The 17,024-nt window shown below is 58.5% G+C and carries 17 protein-coding genes, 4 tRNA genes and 1 riboswitch; of the genes, 8 read left to right on the plus strand and 13 right to left on the minus strand.

The features are described 5' to 3' along the window. Positions 1 to 6: 6 nt before the first annotated feature. Entirely contained in the window at positions 7 to 939 is a 933-nt protein-coding gene (locus tag OZ428_RS26015; protein ID WP_269131773.1) for a chemotaxis protein CheV, read from the minus strand. 94 nt (positions 940 to 1,033) lie between these two features. Here OZ428_RS26015 and flgA point away from each other — a divergent pair, with 94 nt between their 5' ends. From flgA to OZ428_RS26035, 4 genes are all read left to right on the plus strand, one after another. Then, positions 1,034 to 1,798, plus strand: coding sequence for a flagellar basal body P-ring formation chaperone FlgA (gene flgA, locus OZ428_RS26020; protein ID WP_269131774.1), 765 nt, complete (start codon positions 1,034 to 1,036; stop codon positions 1,796 to 1,798). Positions 1,799 to 1,939: 141 nt separating this feature from the next. Continuing rightward, positions 1,940 to 2,263 (plus strand): flagellar biosynthesis anti-sigma factor FlgM, encoded by a 324-nt coding sequence (gene flgM / locus OZ428_RS26025; protein ID WP_033901289.1) that lies wholly within the window; start codon positions 1,940 to 1,942, stop codon positions 2,261 to 2,263. 48 nt (positions 2,264 to 2,311) lie between these two features. Continuing rightward, on the plus strand, positions 2,312 to 2,782 hold the full coding sequence (locus OZ428_RS26030) for a flagella synthesis protein FlgN (RefSeq protein WP_033901290.1): 471 nt from the start codon (positions 2,312 to 2,314) through the stop codon (positions 2,780 to 2,782). A 96-nt stretch (positions 2,783 to 2,878) separates the two neighbouring features. After that, positions 2,879 to 3,628 (plus strand): flagellar brake protein, encoded by a 750-nt coding sequence (locus OZ428_RS26035; RefSeq protein ID WP_033901291.1) that lies wholly within the window; start codon positions 2,879 to 2,881, stop codon positions 3,626 to 3,628. 63 nt (positions 3,629 to 3,691) lie between these two features. Here the strand turns inward: OZ428_RS26035 and OZ428_RS26040 are convergent, their stop codons facing one another. Both OZ428_RS26040 and OZ428_RS26045 read right to left on the minus strand, forming a co-directional pair. Further along, positions 3,692 to 5,077 (minus strand): MFS transporter, encoded by a 1,386-nt coding sequence (locus OZ428_RS26040; protein WP_269131775.1) that lies wholly within the window; start codon positions 5,075 to 5,077, stop codon positions 3,692 to 3,694. Between the two features lie 269 nt (positions 5,078 to 5,346). Further along, positions 5,347 to 5,423, minus strand: a tRNA-Arg gene (locus tag OZ428_RS26045). 325 nt (positions 5,424 to 5,748) lie between these two features. On the opposite strand from OZ428_RS26045, the gene OZ428_RS26050 reads away from it, so the two are divergent. The 3 genes from OZ428_RS26050 (at position 5,749) to OZ428_RS26060 (ending at position 6,872) form a co-directional block, all read left to right on the plus strand. Beyond that, on the plus strand, positions 5,749 to 5,976 hold the full coding sequence (locus OZ428_RS26050) for a hypothetical protein (protein WP_033901293.1): 228 nt from the start codon (positions 5,749 to 5,751) through the stop codon (positions 5,974 to 5,976). Positions 5,977 to 5,986: 10 nt separating this feature from the next. Continuing rightward, positions 5,987 to 6,166, plus strand: coding sequence for a PA3371 family protein (locus OZ428_RS26055; RefSeq protein WP_269131776.1), 180 nt, complete (start codon positions 5,987 to 5,989; stop codon positions 6,164 to 6,166). Between the two features lie 379 nt (positions 6,167 to 6,545). After that, a complete protein-coding gene (locus OZ428_RS26060; RefSeq protein WP_003193592.1) occupies positions 6,546 to 6,872 on the plus strand; it encodes an Arc family DNA-binding protein in 327 nt (108 codons plus the stop codon). 102 nt (positions 6,873 to 6,974) lie between these two features. On the opposite strand, the gene mgtE is transcribed toward OZ428_RS26060, so the two are convergent. The 8 genes from mgtE to ltaE form a co-directional block, all read right to left on the minus strand. Then, the gene (mgtE, locus tag OZ428_RS26065; protein ID WP_033901295.1) at positions 6,975 to 8,417 is read right to left on the minus strand and encodes a magnesium transporter; all 1,443 of its coding nucleotides are present in this window, start codon (positions 8,415 to 8,417) and stop codon (positions 6,975 to 6,977) included. 340 nt (positions 8,418 to 8,757) lie between these two features. Further along, positions 8,758 to 8,834 (minus strand) — tRNA-Arg (locus OZ428_RS26070). Positions 8,835 to 8,906: 72 nt separating this feature from the next. Next, positions 8,907 to 8,983 (minus strand) — tRNA-Arg (locus OZ428_RS26075). Positions 8,984 to 9,091: 108 nt separating this feature from the next. After that, positions 9,092 to 9,182 (minus strand) — tRNA-Ser (locus OZ428_RS26080). Positions 9,183 to 9,244: 62 nt separating this feature from the next. Then, positions 9,245 to 9,433 (minus strand): carbon storage regulator CsrA, encoded by a 189-nt coding sequence (gene csrA, locus OZ428_RS26085; protein WP_003175645.1) that lies wholly within the window; start codon positions 9,431 to 9,433, stop codon positions 9,245 to 9,247. A gap of 175 nt (positions 9,434 to 9,608) precedes the next feature. Then, positions 9,609 to 10,850 (minus strand): aspartate kinase, encoded by a 1,242-nt coding sequence (locus OZ428_RS26090; RefSeq protein WP_010208327.1) that lies wholly within the window; start codon positions 10,848 to 10,850, stop codon positions 9,609 to 9,611. A gap of 95 nt (positions 10,851 to 10,945) precedes the next feature. Further along, the gene (alaS, locus tag OZ428_RS26095; protein WP_269131777.1) at positions 10,946 to 13,564 is read right to left on the minus strand and encodes an alanine--tRNA ligase; all 2,619 of its coding nucleotides are present in this window, start codon (positions 13,562 to 13,564) and stop codon (positions 10,946 to 10,948) included. Between the two features lie 146 nt (positions 13,565 to 13,710). Then, positions 13,711 to 14,715 carry a low-specificity L-threonine aldolase gene (ltaE, locus tag OZ428_RS26100; protein ID WP_269131778.1) on the minus strand — a complete coding sequence of 335 codons (1,005 nt, stop codon included), beginning with the start codon at positions 14,713 to 14,715 and terminating at the stop codon, positions 13,711 to 13,713. Between the two features lie 191 nt (positions 14,716 to 14,906). After that, positions 14,907 to 15,076, plus strand: a riboswitch (FMN riboswitch). 88 nt (positions 15,077 to 15,164) lie between these two features. On the opposite strand from ltaE, the gene OZ428_RS26105 reads away from it, so the two are divergent. After that, a complete protein-coding gene (locus tag OZ428_RS26105; protein ID WP_016979790.1) occupies positions 15,165 to 15,674 on the plus strand; it encodes a 6,7-dimethyl-8-ribityllumazine synthase in 510 nt (169 codons plus the stop codon). 42 nt (positions 15,675 to 15,716) lie between these two features. Here OZ428_RS26105 and astE read toward each other — a convergent pair whose 3' ends face one another. Continuing rightward, positions 15,717 to 16,721, minus strand: a complete 1,005-nt coding sequence (gene astE, locus OZ428_RS26110) for a succinylglutamate desuccinylase (protein WP_269131779.1) — start codon at positions 16,719 to 16,721, stop codon at positions 15,717 to 15,719. Between the two features lie 11 nt (positions 16,722 to 16,732). Further along, positions 16,733 to 17,023, minus strand: a complete 291-nt coding sequence (locus OZ428_RS26115) for a hypothetical protein (protein ID WP_003214319.1) — start codon at positions 17,021 to 17,023, stop codon at positions 16,733 to 16,735. Position 17,024: the final 1 nt, after the last annotated feature.

Here is a 17,024-nt window from a genome sequence, read left to right on the forward strand (position 1 = left end):
ATCCCCCTAGCCGTGATCTGCTGCCTTGATCCGGTCGACTACCCGGGATGCCAGGTCATCAGGACGGAATTTGGCCAAAAAGTCATCGGCACCGACCTTCTTGACCATCGCCTGGTTGAAGACACCCGACAACGAAGTATGCAGGATGATATGCAATTTTTGCATGCGTGGATCGTTGCGTATCTCGGCCGTGAGGGTGTAGCCGTCCATTTCCGGCATCTCGATGTCGGAGATCATCATCAAGAATTCTTCTTCCGGCCTCTTGCCGTCATCCACCAGCTTGCGCAGGTAATCCAGCGCCTGGCGACCATCGTTGAGGGCCACCACTTCCACACCGACGGTTTGCAGGCAACGGGTTACCTGTTTACGCGCCACCGAGGAATCGTCCACCGTCAACACACGCAGGGAGATTGCCTTGTGCGCGGTTTCAGCGTCCACCACCCCCACGGAAATTGACTCCGATGTGGGCGCCACTTCAGCAAGGATCTTCTCCACGTCGATGATTTCCACCAACTGGTTATCGACCCGCGTCACCGCCGTGAGGTAGTGATCGCGACCGGTGCCCTTGGGCGGCGGATGAATCTCTTCCCAGTTCATGTTGACGATGCGTTCCACCGAGCGCACCAGGAAACCCTGGGTCTTGGTGTTGTACTCGGTAATGATGACGAACGGGTTTTCGCGGTCCTGCAAACCCGCCGAACCGGTGGCCAGGGCCAAGTCAAGAATCGGGATCGTCGCGCCACGGATGTTGGCGACGCCACACACCACCGGGCTCGATTTGGGCATGATCGTCAGCTTGGGACATTGCAGCACTTCCCGCACCTTGAACACGTTGATGCCATACAACTGCTTGCCATCCAGGCGAAAAAGCAACAACTCCAGGCGATTCTGCCCTACCAGCTGTGTGCGCTGGTTTACTGAATCCATTACTCCTGCCATGCCTTGACTCCCACGCTAAAACCTTTGGCCATACCTATAAGGGCAGTGACGCGCACCCAACTCTAAACGGCACGGCCTTTGCTATTTATTGGTCATGGATATTAAAACGACAGTTTCCCGACGCCCCATCCTGACACGGTACCGCAGCTTGCTCTGCGTACCGCTGGCGTTGCTCGCCTTGGACCTGGGCGCCACGGCCCGCGCAGACAACGTCACCTTGCCTGATCTACTTATCGGCGTCACTCAAGGCTTTCTTGAGTTCACTGTAGAAGATTATCTGGCGACTACCCAGACGCCAGGGCGATATGAAATCCAGGTCAACCAGCTGGACCCACGGTTGCGCATGCCCATGTGCGACAAGGAATTGACAGCCACCCTGGAAAGCCCCGCCCAGCCCATCGGCCGCGTGACGGTCAAAGTGCGCTGCGACGGCGCCTCGCCCTGGACCGTGTTCGTGCCGGCGCAGGTCAAGCTGTTCCGCGATGTGGTAGTGGTTGCTCGGCCATTGAAACGCACCGGCATCATCGGTTTCGACGACGTTGTGCTGCGCGAACGCGACATCAGTATGATCAGTCAAGGCTACCTGACCTCACTCGACCAGGCGGTCGGGCAGAAATTGACCCGACCAGTGGTCACCGACCAGGTCATTACTTTGGTGCATCTTGAGCAGGCGGAGGTGATTCGCAAAGGCGACCAGGTAGTGATTTCCGCCAGCAGCGGCGCGTTGCAGGTCAAAATGCCGGGGGAAGCGTTGTCCAACGGCGGTATGAGCGAACAGATTCGCGTCAAGAACCTCAACTCCAACCGGGTGATCAAGGCGCGGGTCACCGCACCGGGTCAGGTGGAGGTAGCTTTATAGATTACTGGTATCGGGCGCGCGCTTTTCCTACACTGTCGGTTGGATGCTGGCCTGTAGGTTTTATTGTCAATCGAGCCTAAAGTTTGTCCGGGTATGGCCGAAAACATGGCAAGCGTCCAAATACCCAGAGGTTTTTTGATCATGGTCATCGATTTCAGTCGTTTAAATAACACCCCGACCACGTCGGCCCCTACGCGAGCCACTGTCACCAAGGACAGCGTAGAAGCCAAGGCCCAGCCACTGCCCGCCAAGGCAGAACAGGCCAGCGCCAGCCAGAGCGGGGAATCCGTACACCTGAGCAATGAGGCTCAACAGTTGCAGAAGGTCACTGACTCGCTGCGCGATCAACCGGTGGTCAATAAAGCCCGTGTGGCCGAATTGAAACAGGCAATCGCCGATGGCAGCTATAAAGTCGACAGCAACCGTGTAGCCAGCAAGCTGCTTAATTTCGAAGCCGAGCGCTAGGCTAAGGCCTGCGCCGGGCTTTTGGACGCTTAAACCCCAAGGCCAGCCATGCATCACGACGAAAATCTGCTTCAACTGATCATTGACGATCTTGCGCCGACGCAACAGCTGCTCGAGCTGCTCAGGGAAGAATCCCTGGCCCTCTACGGCCGGGACATGCCGCTGCTGGAAGAAATCCTGGCGCGCAAGCAGTCGTTGATTGTCCTGCTGGAACAGCACGGCAAGAAACGCAGCCAGATCCTCGCCAGCCTGGGCCTGCCGGCAGACCATGACGGCCTGGCGCAACTGGCCAGCCACTCTTCGGTTGGCGATCAATTACTGGCACAGAGCAACGAACTCAATCAATTGCTCAGCCAGTGCCAGGAAGCCAACCTGCTCAACGGTCAGTCGATCCAGCTTCAGCAAGCCACGACCGCCAACCAGTTGCGTATACTTCACGGCGGAGAGCCTCCGGCGCTTTACAACGCTCAGGGTTCCACCTCGCGCCTGGTCAAGCCAAGCACCCGCAGCCAAGCCTGACGCCGGTTTACAGCGCGACCTATCCAAGGCGCGCCACATACTGGCAGAATGCCTGCTCTTGCGTGTAGTCGTATTTTGTCTGGAGATGGAAGAACCGTGTTCAACGCCCTTAATGCGGAAGATGCCCCGCAGCCACCCAAGGTCCTCACCACGCCTCTGGAAATCGCCAGCACCTTGCGGATGCTGCAAGACAGCCATGACCCGCTGATCATCACCTTCCACGAACGCAGCCAGCGCTTCCAGAGCTACCTGGTGGACGTTGACCGGGACAGCAAGACCCTGGCGCTGGACGAAATGATCCCGCGCGACGGTGAGCGCTTCCTCGAAGGCGGCGAACCGTTTCGTATCGAAGGTTTTCATGAAGGCGTGCGCGTCGCCTGGGAAAGCAACGGCACTTACACCATCAGCGAAAAAGACGGTCACCGCATCTACACCGGCGGCATGCCTGACGAAGTGGTCTACCACCAGCGCCGCAATGCGTTCCGCGCCGCTTTGAAGCTGGCCCAACTGGTCAATATTGAATTGGGTGGCGAGAAGCTCAAAGCCCCCGTCAGCGGCAAACTGCTGGATATTTCCGCCACCGGCTGCAAACTGCGCTTTGAAGGGGATATCTCCGAGCGCCTGCAACTGGGCCAGGTCTACGACCGTTTTATCGCCGCCCTGCCCTTTGGCAGCATGACCACCTCGGTCGAACTGCGTTACCTGCACTTCGAAGAGAAGATCAACACCACGTTCGCCGGCGTACGCTTCCACAACATGAGTGGCTTGGTGCAGCGCCAGGTCGAGCGCTTTGTGTACCAGTTGCAACGCGAAGCACGACGCTTTGACAAAGACGACGATTTTTAAAGCTTAAAGATCGCGGCAAAAAAAAACGGGCAGATCCTGATGGGATCTGCCCGTTTTTTGCTTTCAGGGGCGTGCCCTGCTCAAGTCGTGAGGGTGCTCGTCTGGCCCCACAGGTTCAGGAGGCCCCACGAAGGGCGGTTCTTCTGCCTCCGGACTTGGCTCCGTTTGCGGTTCAGGCTCCGGGGCCGTGGTTTGCATTTGTTCCTGCACCACCGCCTCATCCACCCGCGGATCAAGTGCGGCGACCAACGGCGAACTGGACATACTGTCGGGCATTGCCACATGGTGCAGTGGTGCGTCGTCCACTTGATGCAGGTTGGTCACCGCTTTCGGCCGGATGCGCCACACCAGGATCAACGCGCACAAGCTGAAAAACGCATACAACATGTGGCTGCCGAACAACTTCATCACCACACCCGCCAGCAACGGCCCGACACTGGCGCCGACGCCGTAGGTCACCAGCAGCATGGCCGTCAGCGACACACGGCGATCACCTTCCACATGGTCGTTGGAGAACGCCACTGCCAGCGGATACAGACAGAACTGCACCAGGGAGCAGACAAAACCTGCCACGAACAACACTTCCAGCGGCACCTGGGTCAGTATCGCCAACGGCAAGGCTGCCACTGCCAGGCACAGCGCGAAGCAGCGGATCAGCAGCGCGCGATCATAGCGGTCCGACAGCCAGCCCAATGGCCACTGCACCACCAGCCCGGCAAAAATACAGCTGCCCATGAACAGACCCACCTGCTCGGTGGTCAGGCCCTGCTGAGAGGCATACAGCGGTGCCAAACCGTAGAACGAGCCAACGATCAACCCCGCCCCAAGCACCGTACTCAAGGACTGCGGCACGCGCTTGATAAAGAAGCGCGGCTCCATCGGCGCAGGATGCAGAGGCGCCGGGTGAATCCGTCGCGTCATGGCCACCGGCACCAGGCACAGCGCAAAGCACAGCGCGACCAGCATCAGCAACTCAAGCCCCAGTTGAGGGTGCATGACCAGGATCAACTGACCGAGCACCAGGCCCAGGTAAGACGCGATCATATAGCCGCTGAACACCACGCCGCGCTGCTTGGCGTCGGCCTGCTCATTGAGCCAGCTTTCGATGACCATGTACTGGCACATCATGCCAAGGCCCACGATCATCCGCAGCACGATCCAGGCCGGCAACCAGTCGATCAGACCGTGCCCCAACACCGCCGCACCGACGATCCCGGCGCAGGTCGCATAGGCACGGATATGCCCGACCCGGGCAATCAGGCGATGCCCGATCTTGCCACCCAGTACCAGGCCAAAATAGTTGGCCGCCATCAACGCACCGACCCACAGGCTGTCGACATGATCGGCCGCCAGGCGCAGGGCCAGGTAAGTACTGAGCAGGCCGGAGCCGATCAGCATCATCAAGGAGGCGAAATAAAGGGCTCGAAAAGATTTCCAGATCTGGCGCATCGGCGTTCCGAGCGGCTCCTTGCGGTGAGAGACAGGGCTATCGGCATGATAGTCCGGGGTGGCCGGGTCCGGACAGGCGGTATGCGCTGTTTCCGGGGATTATTTTGCTTCAAGGCTCTGACGCTGCCTGGCTGCTCGCGGGATACACGGACTGCTATAAATACACGATGCCAGGGCTGTGAACCCATAAACCCGGCAAGGTTCGACCCATCTTCGGAAAACGCCCACAAAAAAGCCCCGCCAGACGGAACTGTGCGGGGCTTTGAATGTGGTGTCCCAGGGCCGGTTCGAACGGCCAACCTTCCCCTTAGGAGGGGGATGCTCTATCCAATTGAGCTACTGGGACAAATGACAGCCGCAGCGCTAAAGGCGCGGCGACGGACGGCGTGCATGTTAACGGCCGAGGTGGGTTTTGTCATGTCGTCCGTGGGCTTTTTGAGTGTAGGTCGATGCCAGCCTTATTTATCCTGCCTTGACCCCGCAAACACGGGCCTGTGAGGCCATCGTGCAAAATGCACTCCCCCAAAACGCCGTCATTGCAAATTGCAACCTTCCAGTCGCTTAAAGTAGACTCAAGCACTTGATTTTATTGAAGTAATAGATTGGCACGACACCTGCAATACTTCTCCTACAAACCCAACAAGCCACGGCGTTAAGCGGAGAACATGACCATGAACAGTGCCCTTCTGTTAGCCCTCAACACCGTAGCCCTGGCTGCATTACTGATGTTTCACTTTCAATCGACCGGCAGCAATGACCCTGCGCAGATCAGCCAGGCTGTGCCACATCATCTGCAACAACGCCCGCAACTGGCGGTGATGACACCTAATGCACAATCCCCCGTGCGCCTGACCCAAGACACTCAGTCCGCACCCGCCTCTGAACACTGGGTTTTCTGAGGAAGCTTTGATGAACAAATTTGCCTGGCTGTTTTTGTGCCTGACCGCAATAACAGGGATTCTGGGCCTGAATGCCGAATCCCACGACAGCCAAACCACTGCATTTATCGCCAGCGGCGTCTTCGCCAGCCTATGGCTGCTCACCCTGATCGTGGGTCGACGCATCAAATTCGACCCCGTCCTGCGCTAACTCCCCTCCTACCTTATGTCGCCTCCCCCTCGCTAATCGGCAAATTGCCACTAGTCTTAAACTTAAGGGCAAAAGGCCACTTTGCTATAGGATGTGCGGCCTCAAACCCTGTGGTGGCCTGGACTTACGAGAAGTTCCTTCGCAGATTCACGCGTTGAAAAGTTTTCCAACCAGTCCGCAAAAATGCAAATGAGTGCTGGCATAAAGCCTTTAGGCAGTTCAATATTTGTCACAGAATTGACGCCAAGGAACTGGCAAATCTGAGGCATGATGCGGCCTCTTTGCAATTCAGGTTGAACATTTGGCTGCAAGCCTTGTCCTAACACACATCTTGCGGCCAATTCCAAAAACCGCTCCCCTGAACTAACCGGTTAAATATATGCGCCCATTGAAACAGGCAATTTATTCCAGCCGTACGGCTGACAAGTTCGTCGTACGTCTGCCAGACGGAATGCGGGAACGCATTGCCGAGGTGGCTCGCAATCATCACCGCAGCATGAACTCCGAAATCATCGCGCGCCTGGAACAAAGCCTCATTCAGGAAGGTGCGCTGGGCGAAGAGTTGAGCATGCGCCTGGACAGCCCCGAGCTGTCGCTGCACGAACGCGAACTGCTGCAGCGTTTTCGTCAGCTCTCCCACCGCCAGCAAAATGCTCTCGTCTCGCTTATCGCGCACGACGTTGAGGCGGCCGCAGAAGCCAATTGATCTACAACTGAAAGCCGAAGCCAGCCATGTGCTGGCTTTTTTTTGCGCGAAATTCGGGAAGAAGATTTGAGGCGGGGGCAGATTTTCCCCCGCAGGGTGGAATCAGAGCAGGAAGATCGTTGCCAGGCCCAGGAAGATGAAGAAGCCACCACTGTCGGTCATGGCCGTGATCATCACGCTGGCACCCATTGCCGGGTCGCGCCCAAGACGGGCCAGGGTCATCGGGATCAACACCCCCATCAAAGCCGCCAGCAGCAGGTTGAGGGTCATGGCGGCGGTCATCACCACACCGAGCGACCAACTGCCATACAGCAAGTAGGCCACCACACCAATCACACCGCCCCACACCAGGCCGTTGATAAGACCTACCGCCAACTCTTTACGCAGCAGGCGCGACGAGTTCGCCGTACTGACCTGGTCCAGCGCCATGGCGCGCACAATCATGGTAATCGTCTGGTTACCCGAGTTGCCGCCGATCCCGGCCACAATCGGCATCAGCGCAGCGAGCGCCACCAGCTTCTCGATCGAACCTTCGAACAAGCCAATAACCCGCGACGCAATAAAAGCGGTGATCAGGTTAACGGCCAGCCACGCCCAACGGTTATGCAGTGACCGCCAGACCGAGGCAAAGATGTCTTCCTCTTCACGCAGACCCGCCATGTTGAGGACTTCGGTCTCACTCTCTTCACGAATCAGGTCGACCATTTCATCGATGGTCAAACGGCCGATCAACTTGCCGTTCTTGTCGACCACCGGCGCCGAGATCAAGTCATAACGCTCAAACGCCTGGGCAGCCTCGTAGGCGTCTTCATCCGGGTGAAAACTCACCGGATCACTGGCCATGACGTCGGCCACTTTTTTCTCAGGGTCGTTGACCAGCAGGCGCTTGATCGGCAGCACGCCCTTGAGAATGCCCTCATAGTCGACCACAAACAGTTTGTCGGTATGGCCTGGCAATTCCTTGAGACGACGCAGGTAACGCAAGACCACTTCCAAACTGACGTCTTCGCGGATGGTGACCATCTCGAAGTCCATCAGTGCGCCAACCTGATCCTCGTCGTAGGACAGCGCGGAGCGCACACGCTCACGCTGCTGGCCGTCGAGGGCCTCCATCAGCTCATGGACAACATCACGGGGCAGTTCGGGAGCCAGGTCAGCCAGCTCGTCGGCGTCCATCTCCTTGGCCGCAGCCAGGAGCTCGTGATCGTCCATGTCGGCGATCAGGGTTTCACGGACCGAGTCGGATACTTCGAGCAGGATGTCGCCGTCGCGGTCAGCCTTGACCAACTGCCAGAGGGTCAGTCGATCATCCAGTGGCAACGCTTCGAGAATGTAGGCGACGTCGGCGGAGTGCAGGTCGTCGAGCTTGCGTTGCAGCTCAACGAGGTTTTGCCGGTGAACCAGGTTTTCGACCAGGTTGTTGTTCGGGCCGTCCTGGCGATGCGTAAGGTCTTCGACCACACGCTGGCGCTGCAGCAGCTCGATGACTTGAGCCAGGCGATCCTGCAGGCTTTCTTGTGTTTTCTTTACTTCTACTTCGGTCATAGGCGAACTCCACTCCCAGCAGCGGGGCACGCCGGAAGGATCAATCAGTCAATTCATGATTGGTAAAGCGGGGTACTGAGCAACTACTGGGTAAGTCCATGGAGGTATTCCACAAGCCCCGGCGGGGCTGACGGGCGCAATGATACACCGCCCGGCCACTTTAAACGTCAAAAAACTGGAAAGAACAAGTGCTTGCGAGCCAAAGCTGAGCATTGGCTGCATCTATGAACTGCGACGACGCAGTGGAGAAGGAGAACACATGAAGGCGAGAGAAAAAGAAAAAATCCTACACAAACCCCAGACGGCAAAAAGCCCGCACTAGGCGGGCTTTTTGTTTGTATGGTGCACTCGACAGGATTCGAACCTGTGACCGCTCGGTTCGTAGCCGAGTACTCTATCCAGCTGAGCTACGAGTGCAGATTGTGTTTTTAGACCAGATCACAACTGGTTGTAACCGAATCACCTGCATTACTGCAACTGACTCTTAAATGGTGCACTCGACAGGATTCGAACCTGTGACCGCTCGGTTCGTAGCCGAGTACTCTATCCAGCTGAGCTACGAGTGCATTTGTTGCCGCGCATTATAGGCCGTTCAATCTCTATGTAAAGCTATTTTTTCGTTAATTTTCAACAACTTAGCGAAAAAACCAGATTGCAACGTACTAAGCAAATAATGGCGGAGAACGGGGGATTCGAACCCCCGACACCCTTTTGAGGTGTACTCCCTTAGCAGGGGAGCGCCTTCGGCCACTCGGCCAGCTCTCCGCAACACGGGGCGTATATTAACCACGTTCATCCCCGTTTGCAAACATAAAAAACGATAAAAATTAAAGGCTTGGTTCTTCGTCCTTCTCTTTCTTGATCCGCAGGTAGATTTCCTCGCGGTGTACCGCTACCTCTTTCGGAGCGTTAACCCCGATACGCACTTGATTGCCTTTGACGCCGAGCACGGTCACGGTGATTTCGCCATCACCGATAATCAGGCTTTCTGCGCAACGACGAGTCAGAATCAGCATACCTTTCTCCTCACGCATTTCAGTTCAGGAACAACAGTCTGCAAAAAAAAGGCCTTCGACCTACAACCCAAAGGCCATAGCCCTACCCGCCTAAGTATTGTCGAGCGCACGCAAAAGAACATGCGTCCTACAAAAAAAGGAAAGGCGCGGTAAACCGCGCCTTCCTGGCACTGCATCACTCGCCCTGTCGGGCCGGAGCGTCCAACTCAAAAGCGGTATGCAAAGCGCGTACAGCCAGTTCCAGGTATTTCTCTTCAATCACCACCGAGACCTTGATTTCCGACGTGGAGATCATCTGGATGTTGATGCTTTCCTTGGCCAGGGCTTCGAACATGCGGCTGGCAACGCCCGCGTGAGAGCGCATGCCCACACCCACGATCGACACCTTGGCGATCTTGGTATCGCCGACCACTTCACGAGCGCCGATCTCCTTCGCAGTGTTCTGCAGGATCCGCTCCGCCGCATCGTACTCGTTGCGGTGCACGGTGAAGGTGAAATCGGTGGTGTTATCGTGCGAAACGTTCTGCACGATCATGTCGACTTCAATGTTCGCGCCGCTGATCGGGCCCAGAATCTTGAAGGCCACGCCCGGGGTGTCTGGCACGCCACGGATAGTCAGCTTGGCTTCATCACGGTTGAAAGCGATACCGGAAATGATCGGCTGTTCCATGGATTCCTCTTCATCAATAGTAATGAGGGTGCCCGGACCCTCTTTGAAGCTGTGCAATACGCGCAGCGGAACGTTGTACTTGCCGGCGAATTCCACCGCACGGATCTGCAACACCTTGGAACCGAGGCTGGCCATTTCCAGCATCTCTTCAAAGGTGATCTTGTCCAGGCGCTGAGCCACGGACACCACTCGCGGGTCAGTGGTGTAGACGCCGTCCACATCGGTGTAGATTTGGCATTCATCGGCCTTCAGCGCCGCTGCCAGCGCCACGCCGGTGGTGTCCGAACCGCCACGCCCAAGGGTGGTGATGTTGCCCTGCTCGTCCACGCCCTGGAAGCCCGCTACAACTACCACGCGACCGGCTTTCAGATCCGTACGGATTTTCTGATCGTCGATCTGCAGGATGCGCGCCTTGGTGTGCGCGCTGTCGGTCAGGATGCGCACCTGGCTGCCAGTGTAGGACACCGCCGGCACACCGCGCTTGTTCAGCGCCATGGCCAGCAAGGCGATGGTCACCTGCTCGCCGGTGGACACGATCACATCCAGCTCACGCGGGAGCGGCTGTTGATCGCCACTGATTGCCTTGGCCAGATCGATCAGGCGATTGGTCTCGCCGCTCATGGCCGACAGCACCACCACCAGGTCGTCGCCGGCATCGCGGAATTTCTTAACCTTGTCGGCCACCTGCTCGATTCTTTCGACAGAACCGACCGAGGTGCCTCCAAATTTCTGTACGATCAAAGCCATTTCTAAGCCGCCTCAGCCCGTAAAGGGGCGCCTAATATCCAATCAACCAGCACCGAACAGGCCCGTGACTAGACCACGGGCCGGTTAACAGTGCCTTAAATACCTGCCTCGACAAACGGCACGGTCAGGGCCAGGGCTGCGTCCAGGCTGCCGGCGTCTACACCACCGCCTTGCGCCATGTCCGGACGACCACCGCCCTTCCCGCCCACTGCCGCGGCGGCTTGCTTCATCAAATCACCGGCCTTGAGTTGGCCAGTCAGGTCCTTGGTTACACCGGCAACCAGAACGACCTTATCCTCATGGACACCGCCGAGCAGGATCACTGCGCGGCCGAGCTTGTTCTTCAACTGATCGACCAAGGCCAACAGCGCCTTGCCGTCCTGACCGTCCAGGCGTGCGGCCAAAACCTTCACATCCTTTACGTCCACCGCCGAAGCCGACAGATCGTCGCCCGCCGCGCTGGCTGCCTTGGCTTGCAACTGCTCCAGCTGTTTCTCCAGGGCGCGGTTGCGCTCCAGCACAGCGGACAGTTTGTCGATCAGGTTGTCGCGGCTGCCCTTGACCAGGCTGGCCGCTTCCTTGAGTTGTTCTTCTGCCGCATTCAGGTAGGCCAGGGCCGCAGCGCCGGTGACCGCCTCGATACGACGCACACCGGACGCCACGCCACCTTCGCTGATGATCTTCAGCAGGGCGATGTCACCGGTACGGTTGGCGTGGATACCGCCACACAGCTCTACCGAGAAGTCGCCGCCCATGCTCAGTACGCGCACGCTGTCGCCGTACTTCTCGCCGAACAGCGCCATGGCGCCCTTGGCTTTTGCAGTCTCGATATCGGTTTCTTCGGTTTCTACCACAGTGTTCTTGCGAATCTCGGCGTTGACGATGTCTTCCAGGGCCTTGATCTGCTCGGGCTTGATCGCTTCAAAGTGGCTGAAGTCGAAGCGCAGGCGCTGGCTGTCGACCAACGAACCCTTTTGTTGCACGTGATCGCCCAGGACCTGACGCAGCGCAGCGTGCAGCAAGTGCGTGGCCGAGTGGTTCAGCGAGGTGGCGTGACGCACATCGGCGTCCACCTGTGCATCCACCGGCGAACCGACGGTGAGGCTGCCCGAAGCCAGCACACCGTGGTGCAGGAATGCGCCGCCGGTCTTGGTGGTGTCGCGCACGTCAAAACGACCGGACGCGGCTTTCAGGAAACCACAGTCGCCAATCTGGCCACCGGATTCGGCGTAGAACGGCGTCTGGTCCAGGACCACCACACCGTCGTCACCTTCATTCAATACGTCAACCGACTGGCCTTCTTTATAGAGGGCAACCACTTTGGCCGAACCGCGGGTGGCCTTGTAGCCGGTGAACTCGGTGGCCACGTCAACCTTGACCAGGCTGTTGTAGTCCATGCCGAACGAGCTGGCCGAACGAGCGCGCACACGCTGGGCTTCCATCTCACGTTCGAAACCTTCCTCATCGAGGGTCAGGTTGCGCTCACGGGCAATGTCGCCGGTCAGGTCCATCGGGAAACCGTAGGTGTCGTAGAGCTTGAACACCACATCACCCGGCACCACGATGCCTTGCAGGTTGGCAAGGTCTTGCTCAAGGATCTTCAGGCCCTGTTCCAGGGTCTTGGCGAACTGCTCTTCTTCGGCCTTCAGTACGCGCTCGATGTGCGCCTGGTTCTGCTTGAGCTCCGGGAAGGCTTCGCCCATCTCGGCCACCAGGGCAGCGACGATCTGGTAGAAGAAGCTGCCGTTGGCGCCCAGCTTGTTACCGTGGCGGCAAGCACGACGGATGATGCGACGCAGCACGTAGCCACGGCCTTCGTTGGACGGCAACACGCCGTCAGCAATCAGGAAGCCGCAGGAACGGATGTGGTCAGCGACGACTTTCAGCGAAGCCTGGTCTTCATTGGCGCAACCAATGGCCTTGGCTGCTGCGGCCAGCAGGCTTTGGAACAGGTCGATCTCGTAGTTGGAATGCACGTGCTGCATCACCGCACTGATCCGCTCCAGGCCCATGCCGGTGTCTACCGACGGCGCTGGCAACGGATGCAACACACCATCGGCGGTGCGGTTGAACTGCATGAACACGTTGTTCCAGATCTCGATGTAACGGTCGCCGTCTTCCTCTGGCGAGCCCGGTGGGCCACCCCAGATGTCAGCGCCGTGGTCGTAGAAGATCTCGGTGCACGGGCCACACGGACCGGTATCGCCCATGGTCCAGAAGTTGTCGGAGGCGTACGGGGCGCCTTTGTTGTCGCCGATGCGCACCATGCGCTCGGCCGGCACGCCGACTTCCTTGGTCCAGATGTCGTAGGCCTCGTCATCGCTGGCGTAGACGGTGACCCAGAGTTTTTCCTTCGGCAGCTTCAGCACGCCGGTGAGGAAGGTCCAGGCGAAGTTGATCGCGTCTTGCTTGAAATAATCGCCAAAGCTGAAGTTGCCGAGCATTTCGAAAAAGGTGTGGTGACGGGCGGTGTAGCCGACGTTTTCCAGGTCGTTGTGCTTGCCACCGGCGCGGACGCATTTCTGGCTGCTGACGGCGCGGGTGTATGCGCGCTTTTCCTGGCCCAGGAAGCAGTCCTTGAACTGGTTCATCCCCGCGTTGGTGAACAGCAGGGTTGGGTCATTGCCTGGGATCAAGGAGCTGGAGGAGACACGGGTGTGACCTTGCTCTTCGAAGAAGCGAAGGAAGGCTTCACGGATTTCTGCGCTTTTCATTAGGTTCTTCCACGGAGGCTGCGGCCAAAGGCCAGTGCGCAACATCATCAGACGGAGCGACGGCAAAGGGCCGCATTATATCGGCCCTTTGCCGGTGGTACAGCGTGTTTATACGATTGAAACGTTCAATTAGACGGTCTGCACTGTCATTTCCGCGAAAATTCGACGAATGTCTGCGCGACCTGCTCGATCTGCGCCCGGCTGACATCCAAATGCGTGACCATGCGCAGGCGCGGGGCGGCGCTCAACGTGATCCCGCGTTCGGCGGCAAATGTCTTCAAGGCCTGGGCCTGGTCACCGATCTGCACGTAGACCATGTTGGTCTGCACCGGCTCCACCTCATAACCGGCTTGGCGCAACGCATCGCCCAGCCATTGGGCGTTGGCGTGGTCATCGGCCAGGCGCTGAACCTGGTGATCCAGGGCATACAACCCCGCTGCCGCCAACGAGCCGGCCTGGCGCATGCCGCCGCCGACCATCTTGCGCAGGCGCCGGGCCTTGGCGATCAACGCCGTGGAGCCGCACAACACCGAGCCAATCGGTGCGCCGAGGCCTTTGGACAGGCACACCGACACCGAATCGAAATGCTGGGCAATCTCGCGCGCCTCCACGCCGAGCTTGACCGCTGCGTTGTAGAGCCGCGCGCCATCCAGATGCAGGGCCAGGCCATGCTCACGGGTGAACGCCCGTGCCTTTGCCAGGTAATCCAGCGGCAATACCTTGCCTTGCATGGTGTTTTCCAGCGCCAGCAAGCGGGTGCGGGCGAAGTGGAAGTCGTCGGGCTTGATCGCCGCCAGTACCTGGTCCAGGTCCAGTGAGCCATCGGCCTGCACGTCCAGGGGTTGCGGCTGGATCGAACCGAGCACCGCCGCGCCACCGCCTTCGTATTTGTAGGTATGGGCCTGCTGGCCGACGATGTATTCCTCGCCGCGCTCACAATGGGCCATCAACGCCAGCAGGTTGCTCATGGTGCCGGTCGGGACGAACAACGCAGCGGCAAAGCCCAGGCGCTTGGCCAGCTCGGCTTCGAGGTGATTGACGCTGGGGTCTTCGCCATACACGTCATCGCCGCTGACGGCAGCAGCCATCGCGTCCCGCATGCCGGGGGTGGGTTGGGTCACGGTGTCGCTGCGCAGGTCGATCACAGACATGAAACAAGCCTCTGAAGGGTTGAGTAAGTTCCTTTTGAGTGTGATTACTGCGGGCAATGCCACGGAATATCAAGCCCCCATTGCATTCAATCGAATACCAACCAAACAAACCGATATAGGTTATCGATACGGCAATCGTGCAGTTTTCGAAAAAGCGTGTTAAAAACTCTCCGCCGCCAGGGTTCTGGCGGCAACGTTCTCAGGGCGGGGTGCAATTCCCCACCGGCGGTAATTACACGCAATGTGTATAGCCCGCGAGCGCTTGGCGCCTCGAACTGCTCCGGCACGACGGCGACAAGGTCAGCAGACCCGGTGTGATCCCGGGGCCGACGGTCATAGTCCGGATGAAGAGAGAACGGGATTGGCACCTAAGGGCCGCTCGTCTTGCGTACCCTTAAATCCCATTCGATTCATAACGCCCTGTTTTTTTCTTAAACAGGAGTCAGAACATGCAACCCACCGCAATCGACAGCAAAAGCAAAAACCACCACGGCGAGCGCGTCGCATTTATCCAAGCCTGCTGGCACAAGGATATTGTCGACCAATCGCGTAAAGGCTTCCTCGCCGAAATGATCGCCCAGGGCTACCAGGAATCGGACATCGATTTCTTCGAAGTCGGCGGCGCCTTTGAAATGCCCCTGCACGCCAAGCTGCTGGCCAAGACCGGCCGTTACGCCGGTATCGTTGCTGCCGCGCTGGTGGTGGACGGTGGCATCTACCGCCACGAATTCGTCGCCCAATCGGTGGTCAGCGGCCTGATGCAAGTTCAGCTGGAAACCGAAGTGCCGGTGTTCTCGGTGTCGCTGACACCGCATCACTTCCATGCGGGCAGCGAACACCACGCGTTCTTCCACGATCACTTTGTGCACAAGGGCCAGGAAGCCGCGCGCACCTGCGCCGACACCCTGCACAAGGTGCGTGCGATCCGTCGCAGCGAGCCACGGGCTGTAGCCGTCTAAGAGACACAAAAAACCCGGTGTAAAAACCGGGTTTTTTCTTTTTCAGGCCAGGCCAGCGTCCGTGGTCGGCACAATCAGTATCCCCGCTCGCAAACCATTCTTCACCTTCGGGTTCGGGAAGATGATGCGCGCACCCTCCTCCTCAATCACCCAGCGGGTCTTGGCCACATCCTCGGCCAGCAGATAGCCTTGCGCCAATGGCGAGAAGTTCTCCACATCCGCCGGCAGGTGCATCAGGAACGAATCGCTGTGCTTGATGATTTCACGGGACACGGCAAACAGTTGCAGGCCATCCAGACTCTCGGTTTCCGGCTCGTTGCCTTCAATGATCTGCTTAAGGCGGGTTTCCAGGCGGGACACGTCCACCCCCTCGTTCTGCCCGAACGGCCGCGCCTTCCCCAGCTCCAAGGTGAAAGCCTCAGCCTCCAATTGCTCGTAGGTAAACGCGGTGAAGGTGATCGAGGTCTTGTTCTGCAACAGCACCGCTTCCATGCCGGCAGCGCGCAGGCGGGCCAGTTCATGGCGCGAATGCTGACGGCCTTCCTTCCACGGGTACAACGCGAACTGCTCGATCTTCGAGCCACGAATGGCCGTGTGCAGGTCGTAATGCAGGCGTGAACGACCAGGCTGGCTGAAGAAGCTGCGAGCCAGTTGCTCAAGCTCAGCGGCACGCATCGCTTCGGGGCCGATGTTTTTTTCGTGGCGCCCGTTGAACAGCCGGTTGACGTCAAGTTCCAGGTAACGCTCGCCGCGGCGCATGGCCTCGGGGTTGCCGAACAGGAACAGAATACGGGTACGGGGTTTGATCTCCCCACGGGCGATGCCATGCAACAGGCGGTCGAGCAGTTCGATCGGCGCGGTTTCGTTGCCATGGATGCCGGACGACAGCAACAGGTCGCCGCCATTGTCCTTCGCTTCAGGTGGGCGCACTTCAAGCGCGCCCTCGCTGAGCCAGCGCATCTGCACGCCGTCGACAGTCAGTTGAATTTTTTGCGCCGGTTCGCGACCGGCGAGGGTCAGTTCAAGCAGTTTGCCGAGGGCGAGCATACGCAGCTTCCTTAGTGGTTGCAGCCTGGGCCGTGGACGTGATCGTCGTCATCACCTTCAACGTCGGCCGGTTCCATTTCCAGTTGCAGGCTCATCAGGTTGGTGGCCAGTGGGCGCATCAGCAGGTTAGCGTATTCGGCGTCACCTTCTTCCACGTCCACACCGATCAGCAGTTGGCCACGGCCGTCGTGCTGGATCCAGATCTCCTTGCCCTGCCAGACCACGGCGACGCGGGTGCAGGAAGTTTCCAGCTGGGTGCCGTCGGTGTCTTCAAGAATCAGTTTCAGGGTGTCGGTGGTCATA

Origin of the sequence: Pseudomonas sp. GXZC (assembly GCF_026967615.1) — a bacterium.
GTDB lineage: Bacteria > Pseudomonadota > Gammaproteobacteria > Pseudomonadales > Pseudomonadaceae > Aquipseudomonas > Aquipseudomonas azotoformans_A.

What these genes read in the sequence shown, in the direction of transcription:
- mgtE (WP_033901295.1), bottom strand. Translation starts at nt 8,417, where the DNA reads ATGACCGAAGTAGAAGTAAAGAAAACACAAGAAAGCCTGCAGGATCGC.
- OZ428_RS26060 (WP_003193592.1), top strand. Translation starts at nt 6,546, where the DNA reads ATGCGCCCATTGAAACAGGCAATTTATTCCAGCCGTACGGCTGACAAG.
- OZ428_RS26015 (WP_269131773.1), bottom strand. Translation starts at nt 939, where the DNA reads ATGGCAGGAGTAATGGATTCAGTAAACCAGCGCACACAGCTGGTAGGG.
- alaS (WP_269131777.1), bottom strand. Translation starts at nt 13,564, where the DNA reads ATGAAAAGCGCAGAAATCCGTGAAGCCTTCCTTCGCTTCTTCGAAGAG.
- astE (WP_269131779.1), bottom strand. Translation starts at nt 16,721, where the DNA reads ATGCTCGCCCTCGGCAAACTGCTTGAACTGACCCTCGCCGGTCGCGAA.
- OZ428_RS26040 (WP_269131775.1), bottom strand. Translation starts at nt 5,077, where the DNA reads ATGCGCCAGATCTGGAAATCTTTTCGAGCCCTTTATTTCGCCTCCTTG.
- flgM (WP_033901289.1), top strand. Translation starts at nt 1,940, where the DNA reads ATGGTCATCGATTTCAGTCGTTTAAATAACACCCCGACCACGTCGGCC.
- csrA (WP_003175645.1), bottom strand. Translation starts at nt 9,433, where the DNA reads ATGCTGATTCTGACTCGTCGTTGCGCAGAAAGCCTGATTATCGGTGAT.
- OZ428_RS26030 (WP_033901290.1), top strand. Translation starts at nt 2,312, where the DNA reads ATGCATCACGACGAAAATCTGCTTCAACTGATCATTGACGATCTTGCG.
- ltaE (WP_269131778.1), bottom strand. Translation starts at nt 14,715, where the DNA reads ATGTCTGTGATCGACCTGCGCAGCGACACCGTGACCCAACCCACCCCC.
- OZ428_RS26105 (WP_016979790.1), top strand. Translation starts at nt 15,165, where the DNA reads ATGCAACCCACCGCAATCGACAGCAAAAGCAAAAACCACCACGGCGAG.
- OZ428_RS26050 (WP_033901293.1), top strand. Translation starts at nt 5,749, where the DNA reads ATGAACAGTGCCCTTCTGTTAGCCCTCAACACCGTAGCCCTGGCTGCA.
- OZ428_RS26115 (WP_003214319.1), bottom strand. Translation starts at nt 17,023, where the DNA reads ATGACCACCGACACCCTGAAACTGATTCTTGAAGACACCGACGGCACC.
- flgA (WP_269131774.1), top strand. Translation starts at nt 1,034, where the DNA reads ATGGATATTAAAACGACAGTTTCCCGACGCCCCATCCTGACACGGTAC.
- OZ428_RS26055 (WP_269131776.1), top strand. Translation starts at nt 5,987, where the DNA reads ATGAACAAATTTGCCTGGCTGTTTTTGTGCCTGACCGCAATAACAGGG.
- OZ428_RS26090 (WP_010208327.1), bottom strand. Translation starts at nt 10,850, where the DNA reads ATGGCTTTGATCGTACAGAAATTTGGAGGCACCTCGGTCGGTTCTGTC.